Origin of the sequence: Micromonospora sp. CA-111912, assembly GCF_050948415.1 — a bacterium.
Lineage (GTDB): Bacteria > Actinomycetota > Actinomycetes > Mycobacteriales > Micromonosporaceae > Micromonospora.
On sequence record NZ_CP192007.1, the window covers coordinates 3,664,468 to 3,684,076 of the forward strand.

General features: G+C 72.5%; 17 protein-coding genes. 8 read left to right on the forward strand and 9 right to left on the reverse strand.

The features are described 5' to 3' along the window. Positions 1 to 160 precede the first annotated feature (160 nt). Positions 161 to 1,570, forward strand: coding sequence for an endo-1,4-beta-xylanase (locus ACQPZO_RS15175; protein ID WP_433341553.1), 1,410 nt, complete (start codon positions 161 to 163; stop codon positions 1,568 to 1,570). A 72-nt stretch (positions 1,571 to 1,642) separates the two neighbouring features. Here ACQPZO_RS15175 and ACQPZO_RS15180 read toward each other — a convergent pair whose 3' ends face one another. From ACQPZO_RS15180 to ACQPZO_RS15195, 4 genes are read right to left on the reverse strand one after another with little or no spacing between them, the layout of a single operon-like run. Beyond that, the gene (locus tag ACQPZO_RS15180) at positions 1,643 to 2,737 is read right to left on the reverse strand and encodes an ABC transporter ATP-binding protein (RefSeq protein ID WP_433341555.1); all 1,095 of its coding nucleotides are present in this window, start codon (positions 2,735 to 2,737) and stop codon (positions 1,643 to 1,645) included. Continuing rightward, a complete protein-coding gene (locus tag ACQPZO_RS15185) occupies positions 2,734 to 3,564 on the reverse strand; it encodes an ABC transporter permease (RefSeq protein ID WP_433351010.1) in 831 nt (276 codons plus the stop codon). Before ACQPZO_RS15185 ends, ACQPZO_RS15180 begins: the two co-directional genes overlap by 4 nt. After that, entirely contained in the window at positions 3,561 to 4,364 is an 804-nt protein-coding gene (modA, locus tag ACQPZO_RS15190; RefSeq protein WP_433341557.1) for a molybdate ABC transporter substrate-binding protein, read from the reverse strand. Before modA ends, ACQPZO_RS15185 begins: the two co-directional genes overlap by 4 nt. Continuing rightward, complete coding sequence (locus tag ACQPZO_RS15195; RefSeq protein ID WP_396674886.1) at positions 4,361 to 4,783, reverse strand: TOBE domain-containing protein; 423 nt, start codon at positions 4,781 to 4,783, stop codon at positions 4,361 to 4,363. The genes modA and ACQPZO_RS15195 overlap by 4 nt, the downstream gene beginning before the upstream one ends. A gap of 192 nt (positions 4,784 to 4,975) precedes the next feature. Here ACQPZO_RS15195 and ACQPZO_RS15200 point away from each other — a divergent pair, with 192 nt between their 5' ends. Next, positions 4,976 to 6,550 (forward strand): glutamate synthase-related protein, encoded by a 1,575-nt coding sequence (locus ACQPZO_RS15200; RefSeq protein WP_433341559.1) that lies wholly within the window; start codon positions 4,976 to 4,978, stop codon positions 6,548 to 6,550. Positions 6,551 to 6,683: 133 nt separating this feature from the next. Here the strand turns inward: ACQPZO_RS15200 and ACQPZO_RS15205 are convergent, their stop codons facing one another. Further along, on the reverse strand, positions 6,684 to 7,868 hold the full coding sequence (locus tag ACQPZO_RS15205; RefSeq protein WP_433341561.1) for an acyl-CoA dehydrogenase family protein: 1,185 nt from the start codon (positions 7,866 to 7,868) through the stop codon (positions 6,684 to 6,686). Between the two features lie 130 nt (positions 7,869 to 7,998). Next, positions 7,999 to 8,802: a maleylpyruvate isomerase family mycothiol-dependent enzyme gene (locus ACQPZO_RS15210; protein WP_433341563.1), complete on the reverse strand. Its 804-nt coding sequence runs from the start codon at positions 8,800 to 8,802 to the stop codon at positions 7,999 to 8,001. A 179-nt stretch (positions 8,803 to 8,981) separates the two neighbouring features. On the opposite strand from ACQPZO_RS15210, the gene ACQPZO_RS15215 reads away from it, so the two are divergent. Continuing rightward, positions 8,982 to 9,920, forward strand: coding sequence for a hypothetical protein (locus ACQPZO_RS15215; RefSeq protein ID WP_433341565.1), 939 nt, complete (start codon positions 8,982 to 8,984; stop codon positions 9,918 to 9,920). A gap of 53 nt (positions 9,921 to 9,973) precedes the next feature. Here ACQPZO_RS15215 and ACQPZO_RS15220 read toward each other — a convergent pair whose 3' ends face one another. Further along, positions 9,974 to 10,525, reverse strand: coding sequence for a carboxymuconolactone decarboxylase family protein (locus ACQPZO_RS15220; protein WP_433341566.1), 552 nt, complete (start codon positions 10,523 to 10,525; stop codon positions 9,974 to 9,976). 236 nt (positions 10,526 to 10,761) lie between these two features. Between ACQPZO_RS15220 and ACQPZO_RS15225 the strand changes: the two genes are divergently transcribed. The 3 genes from ACQPZO_RS15225 to ACQPZO_RS15235 all read left to right on the forward strand — a co-directional run bounded on the left by ACQPZO_RS15225 (position 10,762) and on the right by ACQPZO_RS15235 (position 13,973). Next, a complete protein-coding gene (locus tag ACQPZO_RS15225; protein WP_433341568.1) occupies positions 10,762 to 11,928 on the forward strand; it encodes a M20/M25/M40 family metallo-hydrolase in 1,167 nt (388 codons plus the stop codon). Positions 11,929 to 12,073: 145 nt separating this feature from the next. Continuing rightward, positions 12,074 to 13,192, forward strand: coding sequence for a carboxylate-amine ligase (locus tag ACQPZO_RS15230; protein ID WP_433341570.1), 1,119 nt, complete (start codon positions 12,074 to 12,076; stop codon positions 13,190 to 13,192). 181 nt (positions 13,193 to 13,373) lie between these two features. After that, positions 13,374 to 13,973 carry a nitroreductase family protein gene (locus ACQPZO_RS15235; protein WP_433351012.1) on the forward strand — a complete coding sequence of 200 codons (600 nt, stop codon included), beginning with the start codon at positions 13,374 to 13,376 and terminating at the stop codon, positions 13,971 to 13,973. 3 nt (positions 13,974 to 13,976) lie between these two features. Here ACQPZO_RS15235 and ACQPZO_RS15240 read toward each other — a convergent pair whose 3' ends face one another. Both ACQPZO_RS15240 and ACQPZO_RS15245 read right to left on the reverse strand, forming a co-directional pair. Next, positions 13,977 to 15,530, reverse strand: coding sequence for an NAD(P)-binding domain-containing protein (locus tag ACQPZO_RS15240; protein ID WP_433341571.1), 1,554 nt, complete (start codon positions 15,528 to 15,530; stop codon positions 13,977 to 13,979). A 177-nt stretch (positions 15,531 to 15,707) separates the two neighbouring features. After that, complete coding sequence (locus tag ACQPZO_RS15245; RefSeq protein ID WP_433341573.1) at positions 15,708 to 16,022, reverse strand: hypothetical protein; 315 nt, start codon at positions 16,020 to 16,022, stop codon at positions 15,708 to 15,710. 585 nt (positions 16,023 to 16,607) lie between these two features. Between ACQPZO_RS15245 and ACQPZO_RS15250 the strand changes: the two genes are divergently transcribed. Together ACQPZO_RS15250 and ACQPZO_RS15255 are read left to right on the forward strand one after the other, a co-directional pair. Then, the gene (locus ACQPZO_RS15250) at positions 16,608 to 18,578 is read left to right on the forward strand and encodes a CRTAC1 family protein (protein WP_433341575.1); all 1,971 of its coding nucleotides are present in this window, start codon (positions 16,608 to 16,610) and stop codon (positions 18,576 to 18,578) included. Further along, positions 18,575 to 19,570: an enediyne biosynthesis protein gene (locus ACQPZO_RS15255; protein WP_433341577.1), complete on the forward strand. Its 996-nt coding sequence runs from the start codon at positions 18,575 to 18,577 to the stop codon at positions 19,568 to 19,570. The genes ACQPZO_RS15250 and ACQPZO_RS15255 overlap by 4 nt, the downstream gene beginning before the upstream one ends. The last annotated feature ends 39 nt before the right edge of the window (positions 19,571 to 19,609 follow it).

Sequence of the window (19,609 nt, forward strand, 5' to 3'; positions counted from 1 at the left end):
CCGCCCCGCCGGTAGGGTTCCGAAACTTTCGGCCCCGCTGGCCGGGTATGACCGGCGGATGTCGGGCTAGAGCTTTCCGAAACTTCTCGATAGCATGTATCGAAAGTCGCTGATGTCGTCGGCCGCGCGACGACTTCGATCCCCCGGAGGGCAGTCAGGCATGAGCAGCTCAGCAGCACGCGACCGCGGAAGCGCCAGGGTTCGACCGGGCCGACGCGCGGCGCTGGTCTCCGCCACCGTCGGCACGGTGGCCGCCGGAATGGTGCTGGCACTGGCCACCGCGGCCAGCGCCGGCACCACCCTCGCCACCGCGGCGGCCGAGAAGGGCCGCTACTTCGGCACCGCGGTGGCGGCGAACAAGCTGTCGGATTCCACGTACGTCGGGATCCTGAACCGCGAGTTCAACATGGTCACCCCCGAGAACGAGATGAAGTGGGACGCGACCGAGCCGTCCCAGGGCCAGTTCAACTACACCAGCGCCGACCGCATCGTCAGCCACGCCCAGGCCAACGGCATGCGGGTCCGGGGCCACGCGCTGGCCTGGCACTCCCAGCAGCCCGGCTGGGCGCAGAACCTCAGCGGCAGCGCGCTGCGCTCGGCGATGGTCAACCACGTCACCCAGGTCGCCACCCACTACCGTGGCAAGATCCACTCCTGGGACGTGGTCAACGAGGCGTTCGCCGACGGCGGCAACGGCGCCCGGCGCGACTCGAACCTCCAGCGCACCGGCAACGACTGGATCGAGGTGGCGTTCCGCACCGCCCGCACCGCCGACCCGGGCGCGAAGCTCTGCTATAACGACTACAACACCGACGGGCAGAACGCGAAGTCCAACGCGGTGTACGCGATGGTCTCCGACTTCAAGGCCCGGGGCGTGCCGATCGACTGCGTCGGGTTCCAGTCCCACTTCAACAGCGCGTCCCCGGTGCCCGGCGACTACCAGGCCAACCTGCAACGGTTCGCCAACCTCGGGCTCGACGTCCAGATCACCGAGCTGGACATCGAGGGCTCCGGCACCGCGCAGGCCACCTCGTACGCCAACGTCACCAGGGCCTGCCTCGCGGTGTCCCGCTGCACCGGCATCTCGGTGTGGGGCATCCGGGACACCGACTCCTGGCGGGCCAGCGGCACCCCGCTGCTGTTCGACGGCAACGGCAACAAGAAGGCCGCGTACACCGCCACCCTGGACGCGCTGAACAGCGGCACGCCCATTCCGACCACGCCCCCACCCACCACGCCCCCGCCGACCACTCCTGCCCCGACCACCCCGCCGCCCGGCGCGGGCTGCACCGCTTCGTTCTCCCTGCAGACCTGGACCGGGGGCTTCGTGGCGACGGTACGGGTTACGGCCGGCTCGTCCGGCACCAACGGCTGGGCGGCCACCGTCACGCTGCCGGCGGGCACGGCGGTCACCAACGCGTGGAACGCGCAGGGCAGCGGCACCACCGGGACGGTCCGGTTCACCAACGTGGCCTACAACGGACGGCTCACCCCCGGACAGTCGACCGAGTTCGGCTTCCAGGGCTCCGGCACCCCGCCGTCCGGCACCCCGTCCTGCACCGCGAGCTGACCCCGGATCCGATCACGGCGACCCGTCGGCACCCGGCGACCCCGGGTGCCGGCGGGTCGCCGTGCCGTGCGGTCAGTGCCCCACCGGGTACGCGCGGGTCTCGGCGGCCTTGACCGCCGCCCACACCGCCCGGCCCGGGACCAGCCGCAGCTGCGCGGCGGCGGCCGGAGTGACGTCGGCGGCGACGGACAGCGGCCCGTCGAGCTGGACGCGCAGGTTGTCGCCGTGCCGCTGCACCCCGGCGACGGTGGCCGACCAGGTGTTGCGGGGGCTGCCCTCGGGCCGGACGGGGTGCAGAGCGACGGCGGCCGGCGGGAACGCCACGAACGCCTCGCCGGCCACGCTGTCGGCGGCCGTGAGGGTCAGCCCGCCGACCCGGACCCGGTGGCCGTCGGCGTGGCCCCGGTGCAGGTTGAGCCCGACCAGGCGGGCGACGTAGTCGGTGCGGGGCCGGGCGGTGACGGTGGCCGCGTCGCCGGCCTGGACGACCCGCCCGCCCTCCACGATGACCAGCCGGTCGGCGAGCACCAACGCGTCGAGGGGATCATGGGTGACCAGCACGGTCGCGCCCGGGTGGGCGGCGAGGTGGCGGTGCAGCTCGGCGCGGGTGTCCAGGCGGGTGCGGGCGTCGAGGGCGGCGAGCGGCTCGTCGAGTAGCAGCAGGGTGGGATCGACGGCGAGGGCCCGGGCCAGCGCGACCCGCTGCGCCTGCCCGCCGGAGAGCTGCCGGGGCCGGCGCCGGGCGTGCTCGGCGAGGCCGACCCGGGCCAGCCAGGCGTCGGCGACGGCCCGGGCGGCCCGCCGGTCGGCGCCGCGCCGGCGCGGGCCGAAGGCGACGTTGTCCCGGGCGCTCAGGTGCGGGAAGAGCAGGTAGTCCTGGAAGACGACGCCGACCGGGCGGCGCTCCGGCGGGGTCCACGCCCGGCGGTCGGGGCGGTCGAGGTCGGCCCCGCCGAGGGTGAGGTGGCCGGCGGTCAGCGGGTGCAGGCCGGCCAGGACGCGCAGCGCGGTGGTCTTGCCGGCACCGTTGGGGCCGAGCAGCGCCACCACCTCCCCGGCGCGCACCCGCAGGGCGACGTCGAGGTGGAAGCCGCCCCGCTCGACAATGAGGTGGGCGTCCAGCAGCGGCGGCGGGACGGGGTCGCCAGGCGGCGCGGCGACGGTCACGGGCCGGCCGTCCACTTGTCGCGCAGCCCGGCGAGGATGGCCACGGAGACGGTGAGCAGGACGAGGCTGAGCACGATCGCGGCCTCCAGGTCGGTCTCCAGGGCCAGGTACACGGCCAGGGGCATGGTCTGGGTGCGGCCCGGGAAGTTGCCGGCGAAGGTGATGGTGGCGCCGAACTCGCCGAGGGCGCGGGCCCAGCACAACACCGCCCCGGCGGCCACTCCGGGGGCGACCAGCGGCAGGGTGACGTGCGTGAAGGTGGTCCACCGGCCGGCACCGAGGGTGGCGGCGGCCTCCTCGTACCGGAGGTCGGCGCCGCGCAGCGCGCCCTCGACGGCGATGACCAGGAACGGCATGGCCACGAACGCCTCGGCGAGGACGACCCCGGCGGTGGTGAACGGCAGGGTGATCCCGAAGGTGGCGTCGAGCCAGCCGCCGAGCAGGCCCCGGCGCCCGAAGACGAGCAGCAGGGCGACGCCGCCGACCACCGGCGGCAGCACCAGCGGCACGGTGACCAGCGACCGGACCAGCCGCCGGCCGGGGAACTCCAGCCGGGCCAGCAGCCACGCCAGGGGTACGCCGAGGACGACGCAGACCAGCGTGGCGACCGTGGCGGTGAGCAGGGACAGCCGCAGCGCGGTGAGCACCCCCGGCGCGGCCAGCCGCTGCGGCAGGGTGGCCCACGGAGCGCGGGCGAGCAGCCCGGCGAGGGGCAGCACGAGGAAGATCAGCCCGAGCCCGGCCGGGACGAACAGGGCGACGGGCATCCGCCGCCCGGGGACGCGGCGGCGCGGTGTGGCCGGGCGGGCTCGTACCACCGGGGTCAGGCCCGTGGGGGCTGGAACCCGGCGGCGGTCAGCGCGGCGCGGCCCCGGTCGGACCGCACGTACGCGACGAACTCCCGGGCCGCGGCCGGGTTGCCGGCCTGCCGGAGCACGACGATCGGGTAGTCGTTGACGGCCTCGGCGGACTCGGGGAACTCCACGGCGTCCACCTCGGACGCGGCGGCGGCGTCGGTGCGGTAGACCAGCGCGGCGTCGACCTCGCCGAGGCGAAGCTTGGACAGCGCGCCCCTGACGTCCTGTTCGAGGGTGACCGGGGTGAGCGGCACGCCGGCGGCGTCGAGAGCGGTGCGGGCCGCCGCGCCGCAGGGCACCTGCGGTGCGCACAGCGCGACCTTCGTCCCGGGCCGGGTCAGGTCGGCCAGCCCGGCCACCGACCGCGGGTTGCCCTCCGGCACGGCGATGACGAGCTGGTTACGGGCGAAGGTGACCGGGGGGCCGTCGGCGTTGCCGGCGTCGGTGACCGTACGCATGGTGGCCGGGGACGCGGCGGCGAACACGTCGGCGGGTGCGCCCTGGTTGACCTGGGTGGCCAGGGCGGAGCTGCCGGCGAAGCTGAAGGTGACCGTCGTGCCCGGGTGGGCGGCCTCGAACTCGGCGCCCAGCCGGGTGAACGACTCGGTCAGCGACGCCGCCGCGAAGACGGTGACCGAGCCACGCATCCCGTCGCCACCCGCGGACGGGTCCGACCCGCCGGCGCAGCCGGTGACGGCGATGGCCAGGGCAACCGCCCCGGTCAGGGCGGCGCGGGTCCGTCGGGTCCCCGGGTTCCCGCGTGCGGTCACGGGCCGGTCCTTCCTCGCGGGGGGTGCGGGGCCGGCCGTTCCACCACGACCGTGGTCGACTTGATCACCGCGACGGCGACCGAGCCGACCTGGAGGCCCAGGTCGTCGACCGCCTCGCGGCTCATCAGCGACACGATCCGGAACGGCCCGGCCTGGATGTCGACCTGGGCCATCACGGCGTCCTTGACCACGGCGGTGACGATGCCGCGTAGCCGGTTGCGGGCCGAGGACAGCTCGGCGTGCTCCTCGGGCGCGGCGGCTGCGGCGCGGACGAACGCGGCCAGGTCGGCGCCGTCGAGCACCCGGTGGCCGTGCTCGTCGCGGGTGGCGGCGAGGCGGCCGGCGTCGACCCAGCGCCGCACCGTGTCGGTGCTGACGCCGAGGAGTTCGGCCGCCTCGCCGATCCGGAAGACCGTCACGGAGGACACTCTACCGTGCCGCCGATGCGGCCCGAAAGCTCACCGGATCCCCGCATCTGCGGCGGGCGTACCAGCGAAATGCTCGCAGCTGCGCCGCCACGCCGGGGGCCGGGACGCCGGGTCGGCATGCATCCCGGGCGGACGGGACTCGCCGGCCGTGCGAAACCCGGCGACCCCGGGGAGACTGACGGCATGAGATGGGTCCGTCGAACCGTGCCCGCCGTCGCCGCCGCGGTCGCGGCGCTGGCCGCCCGTGATGTCCTCCAGCGTGACCACGCGCTGCTGCGCAACTTCCCGGTGATCGGTCGGGCCCGTTACCTGCTGGAGTCGATCGGGCCGGAGCTGCGGCAGTACATCGTGGCCGGCAACAACGAGGAGCGGCCGTTCACGCGCGACCAGCGGCGCTGGGTGTACGCCTCGGCGAAGCAGGAGAACAACTACTTCGGGTTCGGCACCGACAACGACATCGAGTACACCGCCGGGTACCCGATCATCAAGCACCGCACGTTCGGCCGGACGGTGCCGCCGTCCTCGCCGACGGCCGGGCACGACGTACGGCTGCCGTGCGCCAAGGTGCTCGGGGCGGCCCGGGGACGGGCGCGGGCCTTCCGGCCGGAGTCGGTGGTCAACGTCTCCGGGATGAGCTTCGGATCGCTGTCCGGCAACGCCGTGGCGGCGCTCAACCGGGGGGCGGCCCTGGCCGGGTGCCTGCAGAACACCGGCGAGGGGGGCCTGTCCCCGTACCACCGGCGGGGTGGGGAGCTGGTGTTCCAGCTCGGCACCGCGTACTTCGGCTGCCGCGACGAGCGCGGCCGGTTCGACCTCGCCCGGCTCAGGGACCTGGTCGCCGGCGCGCCGGTACGGGCGCTGGAGGTCAAGCTCAGCCAGGGCGCCAAACCGACCCTGGGCGGGCTGTTGCCGGCGGCGAAGGTGTCGGCGGAGATCGCCGCGACCCGGGGCATCCCGCAGGGCCGGGACTGCGTCAGCCCGTCCCGGCACGCCGAGTTCTCCGACTGCGACAGCCTGCTGGACTGGGTGGAACTGCTGGCCGCAGAGACCGGCCTGCCGGTGGGGATCAAGTCCGCCGTCGGCGACCTCGAGTTCTGGGAGGAGCTGACCACCCTGATGCGCGACACCGGCCGCGGCGTCGACTTCGTCACCGTCGACGGCGGCGAGGGCGGCACCGGTGCCGCCCCGCTGATCTTCACCGACTCGGTGTCGCTGCCGTTCCAGCAGGGCTTCTCCCGGGTGTACAAGGTCTTCGCCGAGCAGGGGCTGCACGAGCAGGTCGTCTTCGTCGGCGCCGGCAAGCTGGGCCTGCCGGACAACGCGGTGGTGGCGTTCGCGCTCGGCTGCGACATGGTCAACGTGGGCCGGGAGGCGATGCTGGCGATCGGCTGCATCCAGGCGCAGAAGTGCCACACCGACACCTGCCCGACCGGGGTCGCCACCCAGAACCCGTGGCTGGCCCGGGGCCTGGACCCGGCGTCGAAGGCGGTGCGGGCGGCAAACTACCTGCGGACGCTGCGGCGGGACCTGGTCAAGGTCGCGGAGGCGTGCGGGGTGGAGCACCCCGGGCTGATCGACGCCGACGCGGTGGAGATCCTCGGCGGCCGGACCTCCTCCACGCCGCTGCGGGAGGTCTACGGCTACCGCCCGGACTGGGGCCTGCCGTCGGCCGCCGACCGGGAGGAGATCGTCCGCCTGATGACCCCCGAGGCGCCGAGGGGCGGCACCGCGACGCCCTCCCCCACCGCCATACCCTGACGGCGGCGACGCGTCGGGCGTCGTACCCCCGGGCATCGGGACAGTGACCGGCGGCGGCCCCGCCCCGGGCCGGACACGGGCGCCCGGGGGCCCTCCCACCAGGGGCGGTGGGAGAGCCCCGCAACGCGAGGCGTCACAGGTAGAGGGTGTTGGGCTCCAGCCCGCACAGCACCCGGCCGTACAGCTCGGTGTTGACGTCCGGGACGACGAGGCCGTGCAGCGCGGCAGAGGTGACGTCCCGCACGATGCGCTGGATCGGCACGTCGCTGTAGATGGAGGTGCCGCCGCTGGCCATCTGGAAGATGTCGGCGACCTCCTTGGCCAGGCGGGCCGCCTCGCCCTGGTCGGCGCGCGCCCGGACCCGCTCCTCGATGGTCCACGCCTCGCCGCTGAACGCCTTGTGGTCGACGACCTCGGCGATGCGCCGGGCGTGGAACAACGCCTGGTCGATCTTGTGGGCGGCGGAGCCGACCCGCAGGTGGGTCAGCGGGGCCTCGGCCTGGCTCGGGTACTCGGTGTAGATGATCTTCCGGTCGGGCAGTCGCTCGAAGAAGCTGTCCCACGCCGCCTTGGCCAGGCCGGCGAGCATGCCGGCGCCGGAGACGGCGGCGACCAGGGTGGCCGGGGTGGAGTAGATGGGAATGTTCCGGTTGGTCTCGGACAGGGTGTCCGGGCCGAGCGCGGCCCCCAGCGGGATGACCCGCTCGGCGGGAAGGAAGACGTCCGTGGCCACCGTGGTGATGCTGCCGGAGCCGCGCAGCCCGGTGGTGTGCCAGTCGTCGATCAGCTGCATGTCCGACATCGGGACCATGGTCATGACCGGCTCCGGCTCGGCGCCCTCGCGCAGGATGACGGCCGCGGCCTCCATCCAGTGCGCGTGGTGCGCGCCGCTGACGAAGGGCCACCGGCCGTTGAGGAGGTACCCGCCCTCGACCGGAACCATGGTGCCCTTGGGGGCGTTGGTGCCGCAGACCCGCACGTCCGGGGTCGAGAACACCTCGTCCTGCACCTCGTCGGGGAACATGCAGACCAGGTACGTGGGGATCCAGTTGACCATCGCCACCCAGGCCACCGACCCGTCGATGCGGCCCAGCGCCGCGCCGACCTCGACCAGGGTGGCGCCGTCGCACTCGTAGCCGCCGTACCGCTTGGGCACCCGCATCCGGAAGATGCCCGCCTCGGCCATCGCCTCGACCGTCGCCTCGTGCAGCCGCCGGTTCTCCTCCGACCACGCGATGTGCTCCCGGAGCACCGGCTCGGCCTTGGCGACCCGGCGGAGGATCTCCTCGCGCGTGGGGGTCTCAGTGATCGTCACCATTTCCTCCTTGAAGGCTCTCCGGTCCGTGGACCTTGTCCCCCTCACGGTCGCACCGGCCGCCGCGCGGACACTTCTTCCGTATTGCGGGGCTGCCCCGGAGCCGGGTCCGGGGGACGCCACGGCCTTCGGCTCAGGACGGCATCCGCATGGTCCGCAGGAAGGCGGGCAGCAACCAGGGCCGCCGCCCGCCGACGGACAGCTTGCGGGCGAGCACCGCGCGCACCCGGTGCACCCGCCCGAACAGCATCAGGGTGAAGGTGGCCGGGTCGAAGGAGAGCCGGACGTCCGGGCGCGGGTCCGGCGGCCCCACCGACACCCGTCCGTCGACCAGGGCCAGGGTCACCTCCGGGCCGAAGCGGTGCCGGAAGTTCACCGAGATCCGTCCCGGGCGCGCCGGGGCGTCACGGTCCAGCAGCCGGCCGTAGCTGCGGCGGGTCATGTCGACCAGGAACAGGTCGACGAAGAGCGCGGCGTCGGCGGGGTCGATGACCCAACGCCTCCCGAGCGCCCGGGCGATGTCCCAGGCGTGGATGTTCAGCTCGTTGAGCAGGTGGGCCAGCAGCCCGGTGACCGGCAGCCGCGCGCCACCCAGCCAGGACACCTCGTGCTCCGGCCCGGTCTCCCCGACCGCCCGCAGCACCTCCTCGACGTCGGCGCGCAGCCGGTCGGCCAGGACCGGCAGGCGCCGCTCGGTGAACTGCCGCAGCACCTCGGCGTTCATCACCGAGATGGTGTCGACCGTGGTACGGCGACGCAGGTCGAGGAGGCCGGGCACCGGAAGGTCGGGCGGGGTCTCCCGGACGAGGGACAGACCCATCGCGGCGACGCCGCACAGATGGGCCATGGTGTCGGCCACCGTCCAGTGGGCGGTGGCGGCCCGGTCGGGCGGGGCATCCTCGATGAGGTCGAGCAGCCGCCCCAGGACGACGGGCACGGAGGTTCGGACGCGGCGCCACTGATGCGGGGTGACCGGCATACGTCCACGATGGACGATACGGGTAGGTGGACGCTTGTTCGAGGTTGCCGTTCTGCCGCCACGGCTGCCGTCGGGCCCGGCGCGAATTCGGCAATACGGAAGAAGCCAATGGGCTGACCCGTCCCCACAATCCATCCATGACTGTCACCGGAAGCGCAGGCGCGGTCCACGTCGCCGCGCACACCCACCCGCGGGCGCGCGGGCGGATCGTCCTGGGCGGCGTCGCGGCGGGAGTCCTGCTCGCGGTGCTGTGGTCGTACGAGTTCGTCGACCACGTGATCGGTGACAACGTCGCCAACACCCTGCTGGGCCACGACGCGAAAGCCACCGCCATCGGCGGCACCGTCGCGGGCCTGGTGTTCGCGTTCGTCTCCGGCCTGGCCGGCACGTTCACGGCGTGCAACATCGCCATGGCCGCCGCGGTCGGCCCGATGAGCCAGGCCGGCGGCGCCGGGGCCACCCGGGCCGGGCTGCGCGGGCTGCTGCGGCCGGTCGGCTGGCTCACCGTCGGGATGGTGGCGGTCTCCGCGGTGTACGGCTTCGTCGGCGTGCTGCTCGGCGACCGGCTGCCGCAGTTGTCCACCGACACGGTCGGCGGGCTGCCGGTGCGCCTGATCCAGTCGATGGTCGTCTTCGGCGTGATCGGGCTCGCCTTCGTCTACCTCGGGCTGGCCGCGCTCGGGACGCTGCCCGACCCGTTCGCGCACCGCCCGGTCGCCCGGGTCGTGGTGCTCGGCGCGCTGGTCGGCGGGTTCCTCATCGGCCGGCCGTACCCGCTGTTCAACAAGCTGTTCCACTGGGCGGTGGACACCGGGAACCCGCTCTACGGCGCGGGCGCGTTCGTGCTCCAGTCGCTGGGCAACATCGCCATCGTCGCCGCGCTGTTCGCGCTGATCATCGTGGCCACCCGGGGCCGGTTCATCCAGTGGCTGGCCGGCAGCCCCACCCGCACCGCCGCGGTGACCGGGGCGCTGCTGATCGCGCTGGGCGTGTTCATGGTCGTCTACTGGGACGTGCGGCTGCCCGCCATGTTCGACTACGGCTGGTTCCCCACCATGCCGTACAACGCCCGGTAGCGCCCCGCCGTGCCGGCGGGCGCGTCCCCCGCGCCCGCCGGTGTCCGCGCCGGTCAGGCCGAGCCGACATACCCGCCGGTCATGATCCGCTGCGCGGTCTCCTCGTAGGCGACCGGGTCCTCCGGCAGCCGGGTGCCGAGCCCGTCGACGTAGCGGTTGAACATGCAGAACGCGGCGGCGATCAGCACCGCGTCGTGGATCTCCAGGTCGGTGGCGCCCTCGGCGCGGGCCGCGTCGACCAGCTCCGCGCTCACCTTCCGCCCGCTCTCCTGCACCGCCGCCGCGATCCGCAGCAGGCCGCGCAGCTTCGCCGACACCTCGGCCGTGTCCAGGTCCGCCCGGACCTGCCGCACCAGCGGCATGCCGCCGTCGAGCTGGGCGGCGGCGAACGCCGAGTGCGACGAGCAGCAGAAGTTGCAGTCGTTGAGCCCGGAGACGTACGCCGCGATCAGCTCCCGCTCCCCGGCCGTGAGGGTCGGGTGCGGCGCGTGCAGCAGCGCCTCGGCCAGTGCGTTGAGCGCGACGGCGGTCTCCGGCCGGTAGCGCATGAGCCCGGTGATCCCCGGGTACTCCGCCTCGTCCAGACCCAGATCGATGTGTGCCACATGTTCTCCTCGGCGTGACAGGCCGCGGCCGGCGGCAACGCGGTCCTGCTGCGCATGGTGCCGGCCCGGTCGCCCGTCCGCTTCTTCCTGCGTGCCCAGTCCGGACCGGCGACGCAGGCGGCGATCTCTCCCAGCGTGCCGTCCCCAGGGCCGACACCTGGGCCGACACGGAGCGCCACGAGCAGGGCACGGAGGCGTATTGCCGCTGCGTACGGGGCGCTGCCACGATCGGCTCCATGGTCGACACAATGGACATGCGGCAGGGGGCCCTGGCACAGGCCGGGGCCCTGGTGGACCGACTTCGCCAACTCGTGCACCAGGAATCCCCACCCGGGGAGATACGTCATCTACACGCCTGCGCCGACCTGCTGGAGAGCTGGATCAGCCCGGTGCTGGGCCGCCCCGCCGTGCGGGTGATGCGCGATGGTCTGCCGCATCTGCTCTGGCCGGCCGACGACCAGCGGGTGCTGCTGCTCGGGCACTACGACACGGTGTGGCCGGAGGGGACGGTGCGGGACTGGCCCTTCGCGCTCGCCGACGGCATCGCCACCGGCCCCGGGGTGTGCGACATGAAGGCCGGCATCGTCCAGATGGTCACCGCCCTGTCGCTGCTGCCCGACACCTCCCGGGTGGGGGTGCTGCTCACCTGCGACGAGGAGAGCGGGTCGCCGACGTCCCGGCCGCTGATCGAGCAGCAGGCCCGGCGCTCGCGGGCGGTGCTGGTGGGCGAGCCGTCCACGGAGACGGGCGCGGTCAAGGTCGCCCGCAAGGGCGGCTCGATGTACGAGATCACCGTACGCGGCCGGGCCGCGCACGCGGGCGTGGAGCCGCACCGGGGGGTGAACGCGGCGGTGGAACTGGCCCACCAGGTCCTGGCCGTGCGGGCCTTCGCCGCCGAGGGCACCAGCGTCACGCCGACGGTGCTCAGCGCGGGCAGCATCAGCAACCAGGTGCCCGAGTCGGCGAGGTTCTGCGTCGACGTGCGCGCCTGGACGCGGGAGGAGCTCGACCGGGTGGACCGGTTGGTCCACGCGATGACCCCCCGACTCACCGACGCCGCGCTGGTGGTGGGCGGCGGGATCAACCGGTACCCGCTGCAGGAGGCGGTGGCGACGCCGCTGCTGGAGATCACCCGGCGGGCGGGCCGGGAGCTGGGCCTGCCGCCGATCGAGGCCGCGCACGCCGCCGGGGCGTCCGACGCGAACTTCACCGGGTCGCTGGGCGTGGCCACCCTGGACGGCCTGGGTGGGGTGGGCGGCGGGTCACACGCCCGTACCGAGTGGGTGGACGTCACCCAGATGCCCGACCGCGCCGCCCTGCTCGCCGCGACGGTCGCCGGAGTGCTCGCGCAGCCGCGCCGGGGCCGCGTCGCCGCGGACCGGGGCGTCCCCGCGCGCCTCTGACGCGCGCCGCTGCTCCCCAAGCGCCGACCTGCCGTCCATAATGGTGCGTCGAGACGGCGCGCCGCCCGGTCCCCGCGCCGCTGTCCATCCGCCGGCGGTCCACGTTCGTGGCCGCCGGCTCAGTGAGCGGGAGGACGACCGCCCCATGACCCTCACCACGCGTCAGACCACGCCGCCGCCACGCTTCGGGGTGGAGGAGGAGTTCCTGGTCGTCGACGCCGTCACCCGGGCCCCGGCGCCCCGGGCCGCCGAGGTCGTCGGGGCGGCGTCCGCGCTACTCGGGGAGCGGGTCTCCGGGGAGATCACCACCCTGCAACTGGAGACCCGCACCGACGCCTGCGAGACGCTCGGCGAGCTGACCGCCCAGCTCGCCGAGGCCCGCAAGGTCGTCGCGGACTGCGCGCGGACGGCCGGGCTGCGGGTGGTGGCCACCGGCACCGCCCCCGTCGCCGGGGTGGTGCCGCCGCCGATGACCGTCGGCCCGCGCCAGAGCAGGGGCAACGAGACGTACCGGGGCCTGCACGACGAGCTGGCGCTGTGCGCGCTGCACGTGCACGTGGAGATGCCGAGCCGGCAGCGGGCGGTGCTGGTCGGCAACCACCTGCGGCCGTACCTGCCGCTGCTGCTCACCCTCACCGCGAACTCGCCGTACTGGGACGACCGGGACTCCGGGTACGCGAGCTGGCGCACCACCGTCTGGGGGCGGTGGCCGGTGGCCGGCCCGCCGCCGGTGTTCGACTCGGCGGAGCACTACGACGAGGTGGTGCAGCGGCTGCTCGACGTCGGTGCCCTCGTCGACCGGGCCACCATCTTCTGGGACATCCGCCCCTCGGAGCGGCATCCGACCCTGGAGGTCCGGGTCGCCGACTCCGCCGTCACCGCCGAGGACTCGGCGCGGTACGCGGCGCTGGTGCGGGCGCTGGTGGTGCACCTGTCGGCGGCCGTGGAAGCCGGCGAGCCGGCCCCGGACGTCGCCGGCGAGCTGCTGCGGGCGGCCTACTGGCGGGCGGCCCGCGACGGCCTGGACGGCGAGGGTGTGGACCCGCGCACGGGCCGGCTGCGGCCCGCGACGGCGCTGGCCCGCGACCTGCTGGACATGGTGGAGCCGGTGCTGCGCACCCACGGCGAGCACGACCTCGTCGCGGGATGGTTGGAGCGGCTGGGAGCCGACGGCACCGGGGCGCGGCAGCAGCGGTCGGTGGCCCGCCGGGGCGGGACGCTCGCCGACGTCGTCGACCACCTGGCGGAGCAGACCGCGGGCTGACCCGGCCGCGTTGCCATCACCACCCGTGCCGTCCACGGCTCGGCGATCTGGGCAATTCCGCGCAACCAGCGGCGGGTGCCGTGGGTAATGCTGGAGAAGCCCCCGACCTGCCGATGGAGGCTCTTCCGTGAACCAGATCGCGACCACCCCGTTCCACCTGGACAGGCTGGAACCCACGCTGATGAACCGCAACGCCCGGGCGTTCGCCGACCAGATGGCGGCCCGCCGGTCGGTGCGACACTTCTCGGCCGAACCCGTGCCGCTGGACGTCGTCGAGGAGGCCGTTCGAGCCGCCGCGACGGCGCCCAGCGGCGCCAACCTGCAACCCTGGCGCTTCGTGGTGATCACCGACGCGGAGCGCAAGCGCCAGCTGCGGGAGGCCGCCGAGGCCGAGGAGATCGAGTTCTACACCCGCCGCGCCTCGGCCGAGTGGCTGAACGCGGTGGCCCCGATGGGCACCGACTGGCAGAAGCCGTTCCTGGAGACCGCCCCGGTGGTCATCGTCGTGTTCGAGGTCCACCAGGGCCCGCAGACCCCGAGGCCCTACTACCTCAAGGAGTCGGTCGGCATCGCCGTCGGCATGCTGATCACCGCCCTGCACCTGTCCGGGCTGGCCACCCTCACCCACACCCCCAGCCCGATGCGGTTCCTCAACGAGATCTGCGAGCGTCCGGCCGAGGAGCGCGCCTACGTGGTGATGCCGGTCGGCTACCCGGTCGAGGGGGTCACCGTCCCGGAGCTGACCCGCAAGCCGCTGTCGGAGGTCATGGTCCGCCGGTAGGCGTCACCGCCCCAGATCCGCGGCGAAGAAGTCGAGCAGGGGCTGCACGTGCCGGTCCGGCCGGCGCCACTCGGCCAGCAGATCCTCCAGCAGGTGCAGCTCCTCGACAAGTTCCCCGCCCCGGTACCGGCGCAGCACCGGGTGGATGAAGGCGCTCTCGGCGGCCCGGTCGGGCTGCGGGTGCCGCTCGATGGCGAACACGTCGGAGTACGCGTCGCGGCCCCAGCGCAGCGAGAACGTGTAGTAGTGGCTCTCGCCGCCGAACCGCTGCACCGCGTGGTCCTCGGGCAGGTCCTGGTAGTGCCGGGCCCCGCCGGCGCCGGGGTCGATGACGAGGACGTCGCAGAGGAACTCGAACTGGGTCCACAGCGCCGAGCTCCAGTTGACCCGGTCCAGCACCACCGCGGTGAGCGCCTCGGCGTCGGCCTCCACCTTCTCGTACGGCAGCGGCGCGCCCTCGTACCGCTCGCGCAGCAGGGCGGTGAGCGTCCGCAGGTTGTAGCGGAACCCGTCGATGAAGGCCGAGGACGCCTTCTTGAAGTCCCGGTCCTGGGCGAGCGTGCCGGCGAAGTACAGCCCGTCGACGTCGATCGACTGCCAGTCGGGCCGGGTGACCGGCAGCCGCCCGCTGGGCACCCTCGCCGGGCGGCAGTTCTCGGCGAACATCGAGGTGTCCATGGCGAAGCCGGTGCAGCGCAACACGGTCTCGTACTCCATGACGGCCGTCTCGCCGTCGGCGTGGGTGTAGGTCAGGTGCACCTCGTACCTGTCGCCCACCGGGCGGATCTCGTCGATGACGCAGTCGAGCACCGAGTGCAGGGTCTTGAACTGGTAGCTGTCCAGAACGGCGCCGTGGTGACCCCGTACGTCGCCGGGGTGCTTGGTGTTCCAGGCCAGCCGCATCGGCCGGGGGCTGGCCAGGTGGATCATGGCGGCGTGCCCGAGGATCGCCGAGGCGGTCTCGAAGGCGGAGTTGCCCTTGCCGAGGATGAGCACCCGCTGGCCGGCGTAGTCGGCCGGGTCGGTGCTCATGTCCTCGTATCCGACCGCGTGCTCGATGCCGCGCACGTCGGGGACGTTCGGAGGGCCCCAGCCAGCGGCCACCACGACGCAGTCGGCGTGCAGCAGTCGGCCGCCGGCCCGCACGAGGAAGCCGTCGTCGGTCTTCTCGACCCGTTCGACGGTGGTGTCGTAGCGGACCGCCAGTTGGTGGTGCCGGGCGAAGTCGCCCAGGTAGCGGACCAGGTCGTCCGCGTGGGGGAAGTACTCGCGGCTGTAGTCGGAGAACGGCAGATCGGCCGGCTCGTGCAGCAGCGAGTTCCAGTCCCAGCGCAGCCGGATCTCCGGGTCGGTGCTCGTCGTGTGCACCTTGTTCAGGGAGATCAGCCGGCGGTGCCGGGGGAACCGGCGGAAGAACTCGCCGGGGCTGGCCGTGCGTTCCAGCGTCAGGTAGTCGCTGCCGGCCTGCTGGAGGTAGTAGCTCAGCTGTAGGCCGGCCGGACCTGCGCCGATGATCAGGTAACGGTGGTGCTCGGTGCCATCTGGCAGTTCGGTCATGGGTGCTCCCGCGTCGAGTACCCAAGACCATTGATGATAAATGCACTTAAGTCAATACATATCCGGGTTGGAGCGTGGCCCCGAAGGGCCGAGGCGCGCTCCCGACGGGTTCCGCTCCGGTGCCGACCGCCCCCGACGGGCGGGCCCCGGGGGCGGTCGGGCGACGCGGGCGCCGGCTCAGGCCGGCTGGGCGGCCGGCTCGCGGTGGCCGCTGACCTTCGCGGCCGGCATCGGGCCGCCCCGGGCGGTGCCGATCATCTCGTCGCCGTCGATCGTCACGTCGAAGGCCAGGTCCATCCGCATCGGCCTCTTGATGGACTGGTACCACGACAAACGGTTGCCCTCCAGCTGGAGGTCGTTCAGGGTGAGCGTTTCCTTCTCACCACGCGAGATTCCCTGTAGGACACCGTCCTTGCTGAACAGCTCGAGCTCGGTACGGCGGGTGCCGAACGGGGTGGCCACTGCCACCTTCCAGAATCCCTCGACAGACACGACGGCTTCCTCTCTTCCCGGGTCCCGGGCGGGGTGATCCCCGAAGACAGCGCGCCCGGGCAGCGCCGAAACCCACGCTAGCCACCGCACGGTCCACAGTTAGTCGCCATATTGCCGTCTTCGGCCCCCCGGGTGGACACAGCGGGTCAAGGCGACGAGATTGACCTAAAGGGATCCGGCGCGTCAAACCGTCCGTTAAACGCGAACCAAACGGCGGCAGGCTGGGAGAACGTCGGGAGCAATGTGAAAGAAGCGCAGTCCGGGGCCACCGTCGCACGATGAAGTCGCACGATGAACCTGGGCCCGATCCGGTCGCCCTAATCCACTTTCCCCGCCCGCAGCAGGAGGAAACCAGGCACCCCAGGAATCAGATTCGCCACGTCGGCTGAAAAGGCCGGAGGAGCCCCTCCACCGGCCGGGTCCGACGTGCCGGCGGACTCGTTCCGCCAGGCGACAATTCCCCATCCCCAACCGCGCGCCGCCACGACACCGACCCGTGGATCACCGCCGCGGCGGCGCCGTCTGCCCTGTTCACGCCATCGGCTTTGGCAGAAGTCGATGGCTCTGTCGTAAGGAGACCTTACCGTGCTGGGTCAACGCGCACGCTCGCTCAGTCCAGGAATAGTCGCGATTCTACTCGCGGCCTCGCTCTTTTTCATCATTGACAGCCGCGTGTCCGTCGCCGGTGCCGAGCAGGCCGCCACACGATACCGCTTCACCGAGCAGCCCATCGCCTACCCGGACGGCTACGACAGCTTGCCCAAGAGAACGATCCGGGACGTCAACCCGTCGTACCACAAGATCCGGGCCTGGATCTCATCGGTCGGCGCGAGCATCGCGCTCAACGACCTCACCGACCACGGCCGGGCCAACAGCATGTGCTTCGTGGACGTGCGCACCAACCACGTGGTCGTCACCTACGCGCCCACCGCGCCGAAGGAGGACCAGTTCACGCCGTTCATCCTCGACGCGGCGCCGCTGCCGATCGACGACACCATGGCACCGATGGCCTGCGTCCCGGGCGACTACAACCTCGACGGCCGGATGGACCTGATGGTCACCTACTGGGGCCGGGTGCCGATCATGTTCCTGCGCAAGGCCGGCGCCACCACGGTGTCCAACGCGACGTACCAGCGCCAGGAGCTGCTGCCGCAGAGCTCGCCGGACGGCCGTTACCACGGGCCCAAGTGGCACACCAACGCCTCCCTGGTCAGTGACCTCGACGGCGACGGCAAGCCGGATGTGGTGATCGGGAACTACTTCCCCGAGTCGGACGTGCTCAACACGCGGGGCCAGGACAACGTCGAGATGAACGACACCCTGTCCAGTGCCACCAACGGCGGCGGCCTGCACGTGCTGCGCTGGCACTCGGCGACCACCGGGGACAACCCGTCGGTGAAGTTCGTGGCCGAACGCGGGGCGGTCCCGTTCAAGAAGTCCACCGGCTGGACGCTGGGCCTCGGCTCGGCCGACCTGACCGCGCGAGGCCTGCCGGACGTCTACGTCGCAAACGACTTCGGGCACAACCACCTGCTGCACAACGTCTCCTCGCCGGGCCGGATCAAGTTCAAGGCGGCGATCGGGGAGCGCACCCCGACGACGCCCAAGTCGTTCGTGCTCGGCAACGGCTCGTTCAAGGGCATGGGCATCGACTTCGGTGACCTGGACCGCAACGGCAGCTTCGACATGGTGGTCTCCAACATCACCACGGCCTGGGGCCTGGAGGAGAGCAACTTCGTCTGGATCAACCGGGCCCGCGACGAGCGCGACATGCTCGCCAAGCTGGGTAAGGGCGTCGCCCCGTTCACCCAGGAGGCCCGGCCGCTGGGCATGGCCTGGAGCGGCTGGGGCTGGGACATCAAGTTCGGCGACTTCCTCAACAGCGGCGACCTGGAGGTCGTCCAGTCGCTCGGCTTCGTCAAGGGCAAGATCAACCGGTGGCCGTGGCTGCAGGAGATGGCCATGATGAACGACGACCTGCTGTCCAACCCGGCGATGTGGCCGAACCTGCAGCCCGGCGACGACATCGCCGGCAGCCAGCCGCTGGCGTTCTTCGCCCGCACGGCCAGCGGCGAGTTCGCCAACATCACCAAGGAGGTCGGGCTCGACGTCCCGATCCCCACCCGCGGCGTCGCCACCGCCGACACCCGGGGCACCGGCGCCCTGGACCTCGCGGTGGCCCGGCAGTGGGGTCCGCCGGCGTTCTACGTCAACGAGGCGCCCAGCAAGGGCAACTTCCTGAACCTGCGGCTGTACCGGCCGGCAGTCGGCGCCCCGGCGGGCCAGATGCTCTGCACCCCGGCCTACGGCGCCACCGTCACGGTGACCACGCCGGACGGCCGCAAGCAGATCTCCCAGCTCGACGGCGGCAGCGGCCACGCCGGCAAGCGGAGCTTCGAGGTCCACTTCGGCCTCGGCAACAACAGTGGCCCGGTCACCGTCGACCTGCGCTGGCGCGACCTGGGCGGCCAGCAGCACAGCACCAGCCAGCAGCTCACCGCCGGAACGCACACCCTCGTGCTGACCGACCGCGTCGAGGAGGTTCCGAACCGATGACCACGATCGCCCCGCCCCCCAGCATCAACACCGCCCCCGCGGCCCGCGCCGTCCCCACTCCGGCCAAACCGGAGCCCGACCGCCGCTACCTGGCCCTGCGCAACTTCGCCCTCTCCATCAGCATCTTCAACATCTTCGGCTACACCCTGCTCGGCTTCGAGCAGCCCTGGCTGTGGCCCATCTTCGCGGTGCTCACCGCCTACGCCGCCGAGATCAGCTTCGAGCTGATCCGGGCCTGGGCCAAGAAGGAGACCCCCCGGTTCCTCGGCGGCGGTGGCCGCCGGGTCTACGAGTTCCTGCTGCCCTCGCACATCACCGCGCTGGCCTGCAACATGCTCCTCTACGCCAACGACATGTTCCTGCCGATCGCGTTCGCCGTGATCATCGGCGTCACCGGCAAGTACGTCCTGCAGGCCCCGGTCTACGGCCGGATGCGGCACTACATGAACCCGTCGAACTTCGGCATCACCATGGCGCTGGTCTGCTTCGGCTCCTGGATTTCCATCGCCCCGCCGTACGAGTTCACGGAGAACGCCAACACCTACTTCCGGGTGATGATCCCGATCATCATCGTCACCGCCGGCACCGTGATCAACGCGCTGCTGACCCGCAAGGTGCCGCTGATCGTGGGCTGGCTCGGCGGCTTCGCCATCCAGGCGTTCATCCGGCACTGGATCTGGGACGTCGCGCTGTTCTCCGCGCTCGGCGTGATGACCGGTGTGGCGTTCGTGCTGTTCACCAACTACATGATCACCGACCCGGGCACCACCCCGGCCAAGCCGATGAACCAGTTCATGTTCGGCTCCTCGGTGGCCATGGTCTACGGCGTGCTGATGCTGTTCAACGTCGTCTACACGCTCTTCTTCGCGGTGGTCGTGGTCTGCGGCATCCGCGGACTGGGCTGGTGGGTGGCGCACCTGCGCAAGAAGTCCCGGGAGCGGGCCGCCGCGCCCGCCGGGCTGTCCCTCGGCACCCCCAGGCGCATGGCGTGAACCGGCGGGACAGGACGCGCCGCGCCGCGCCGGCCGACC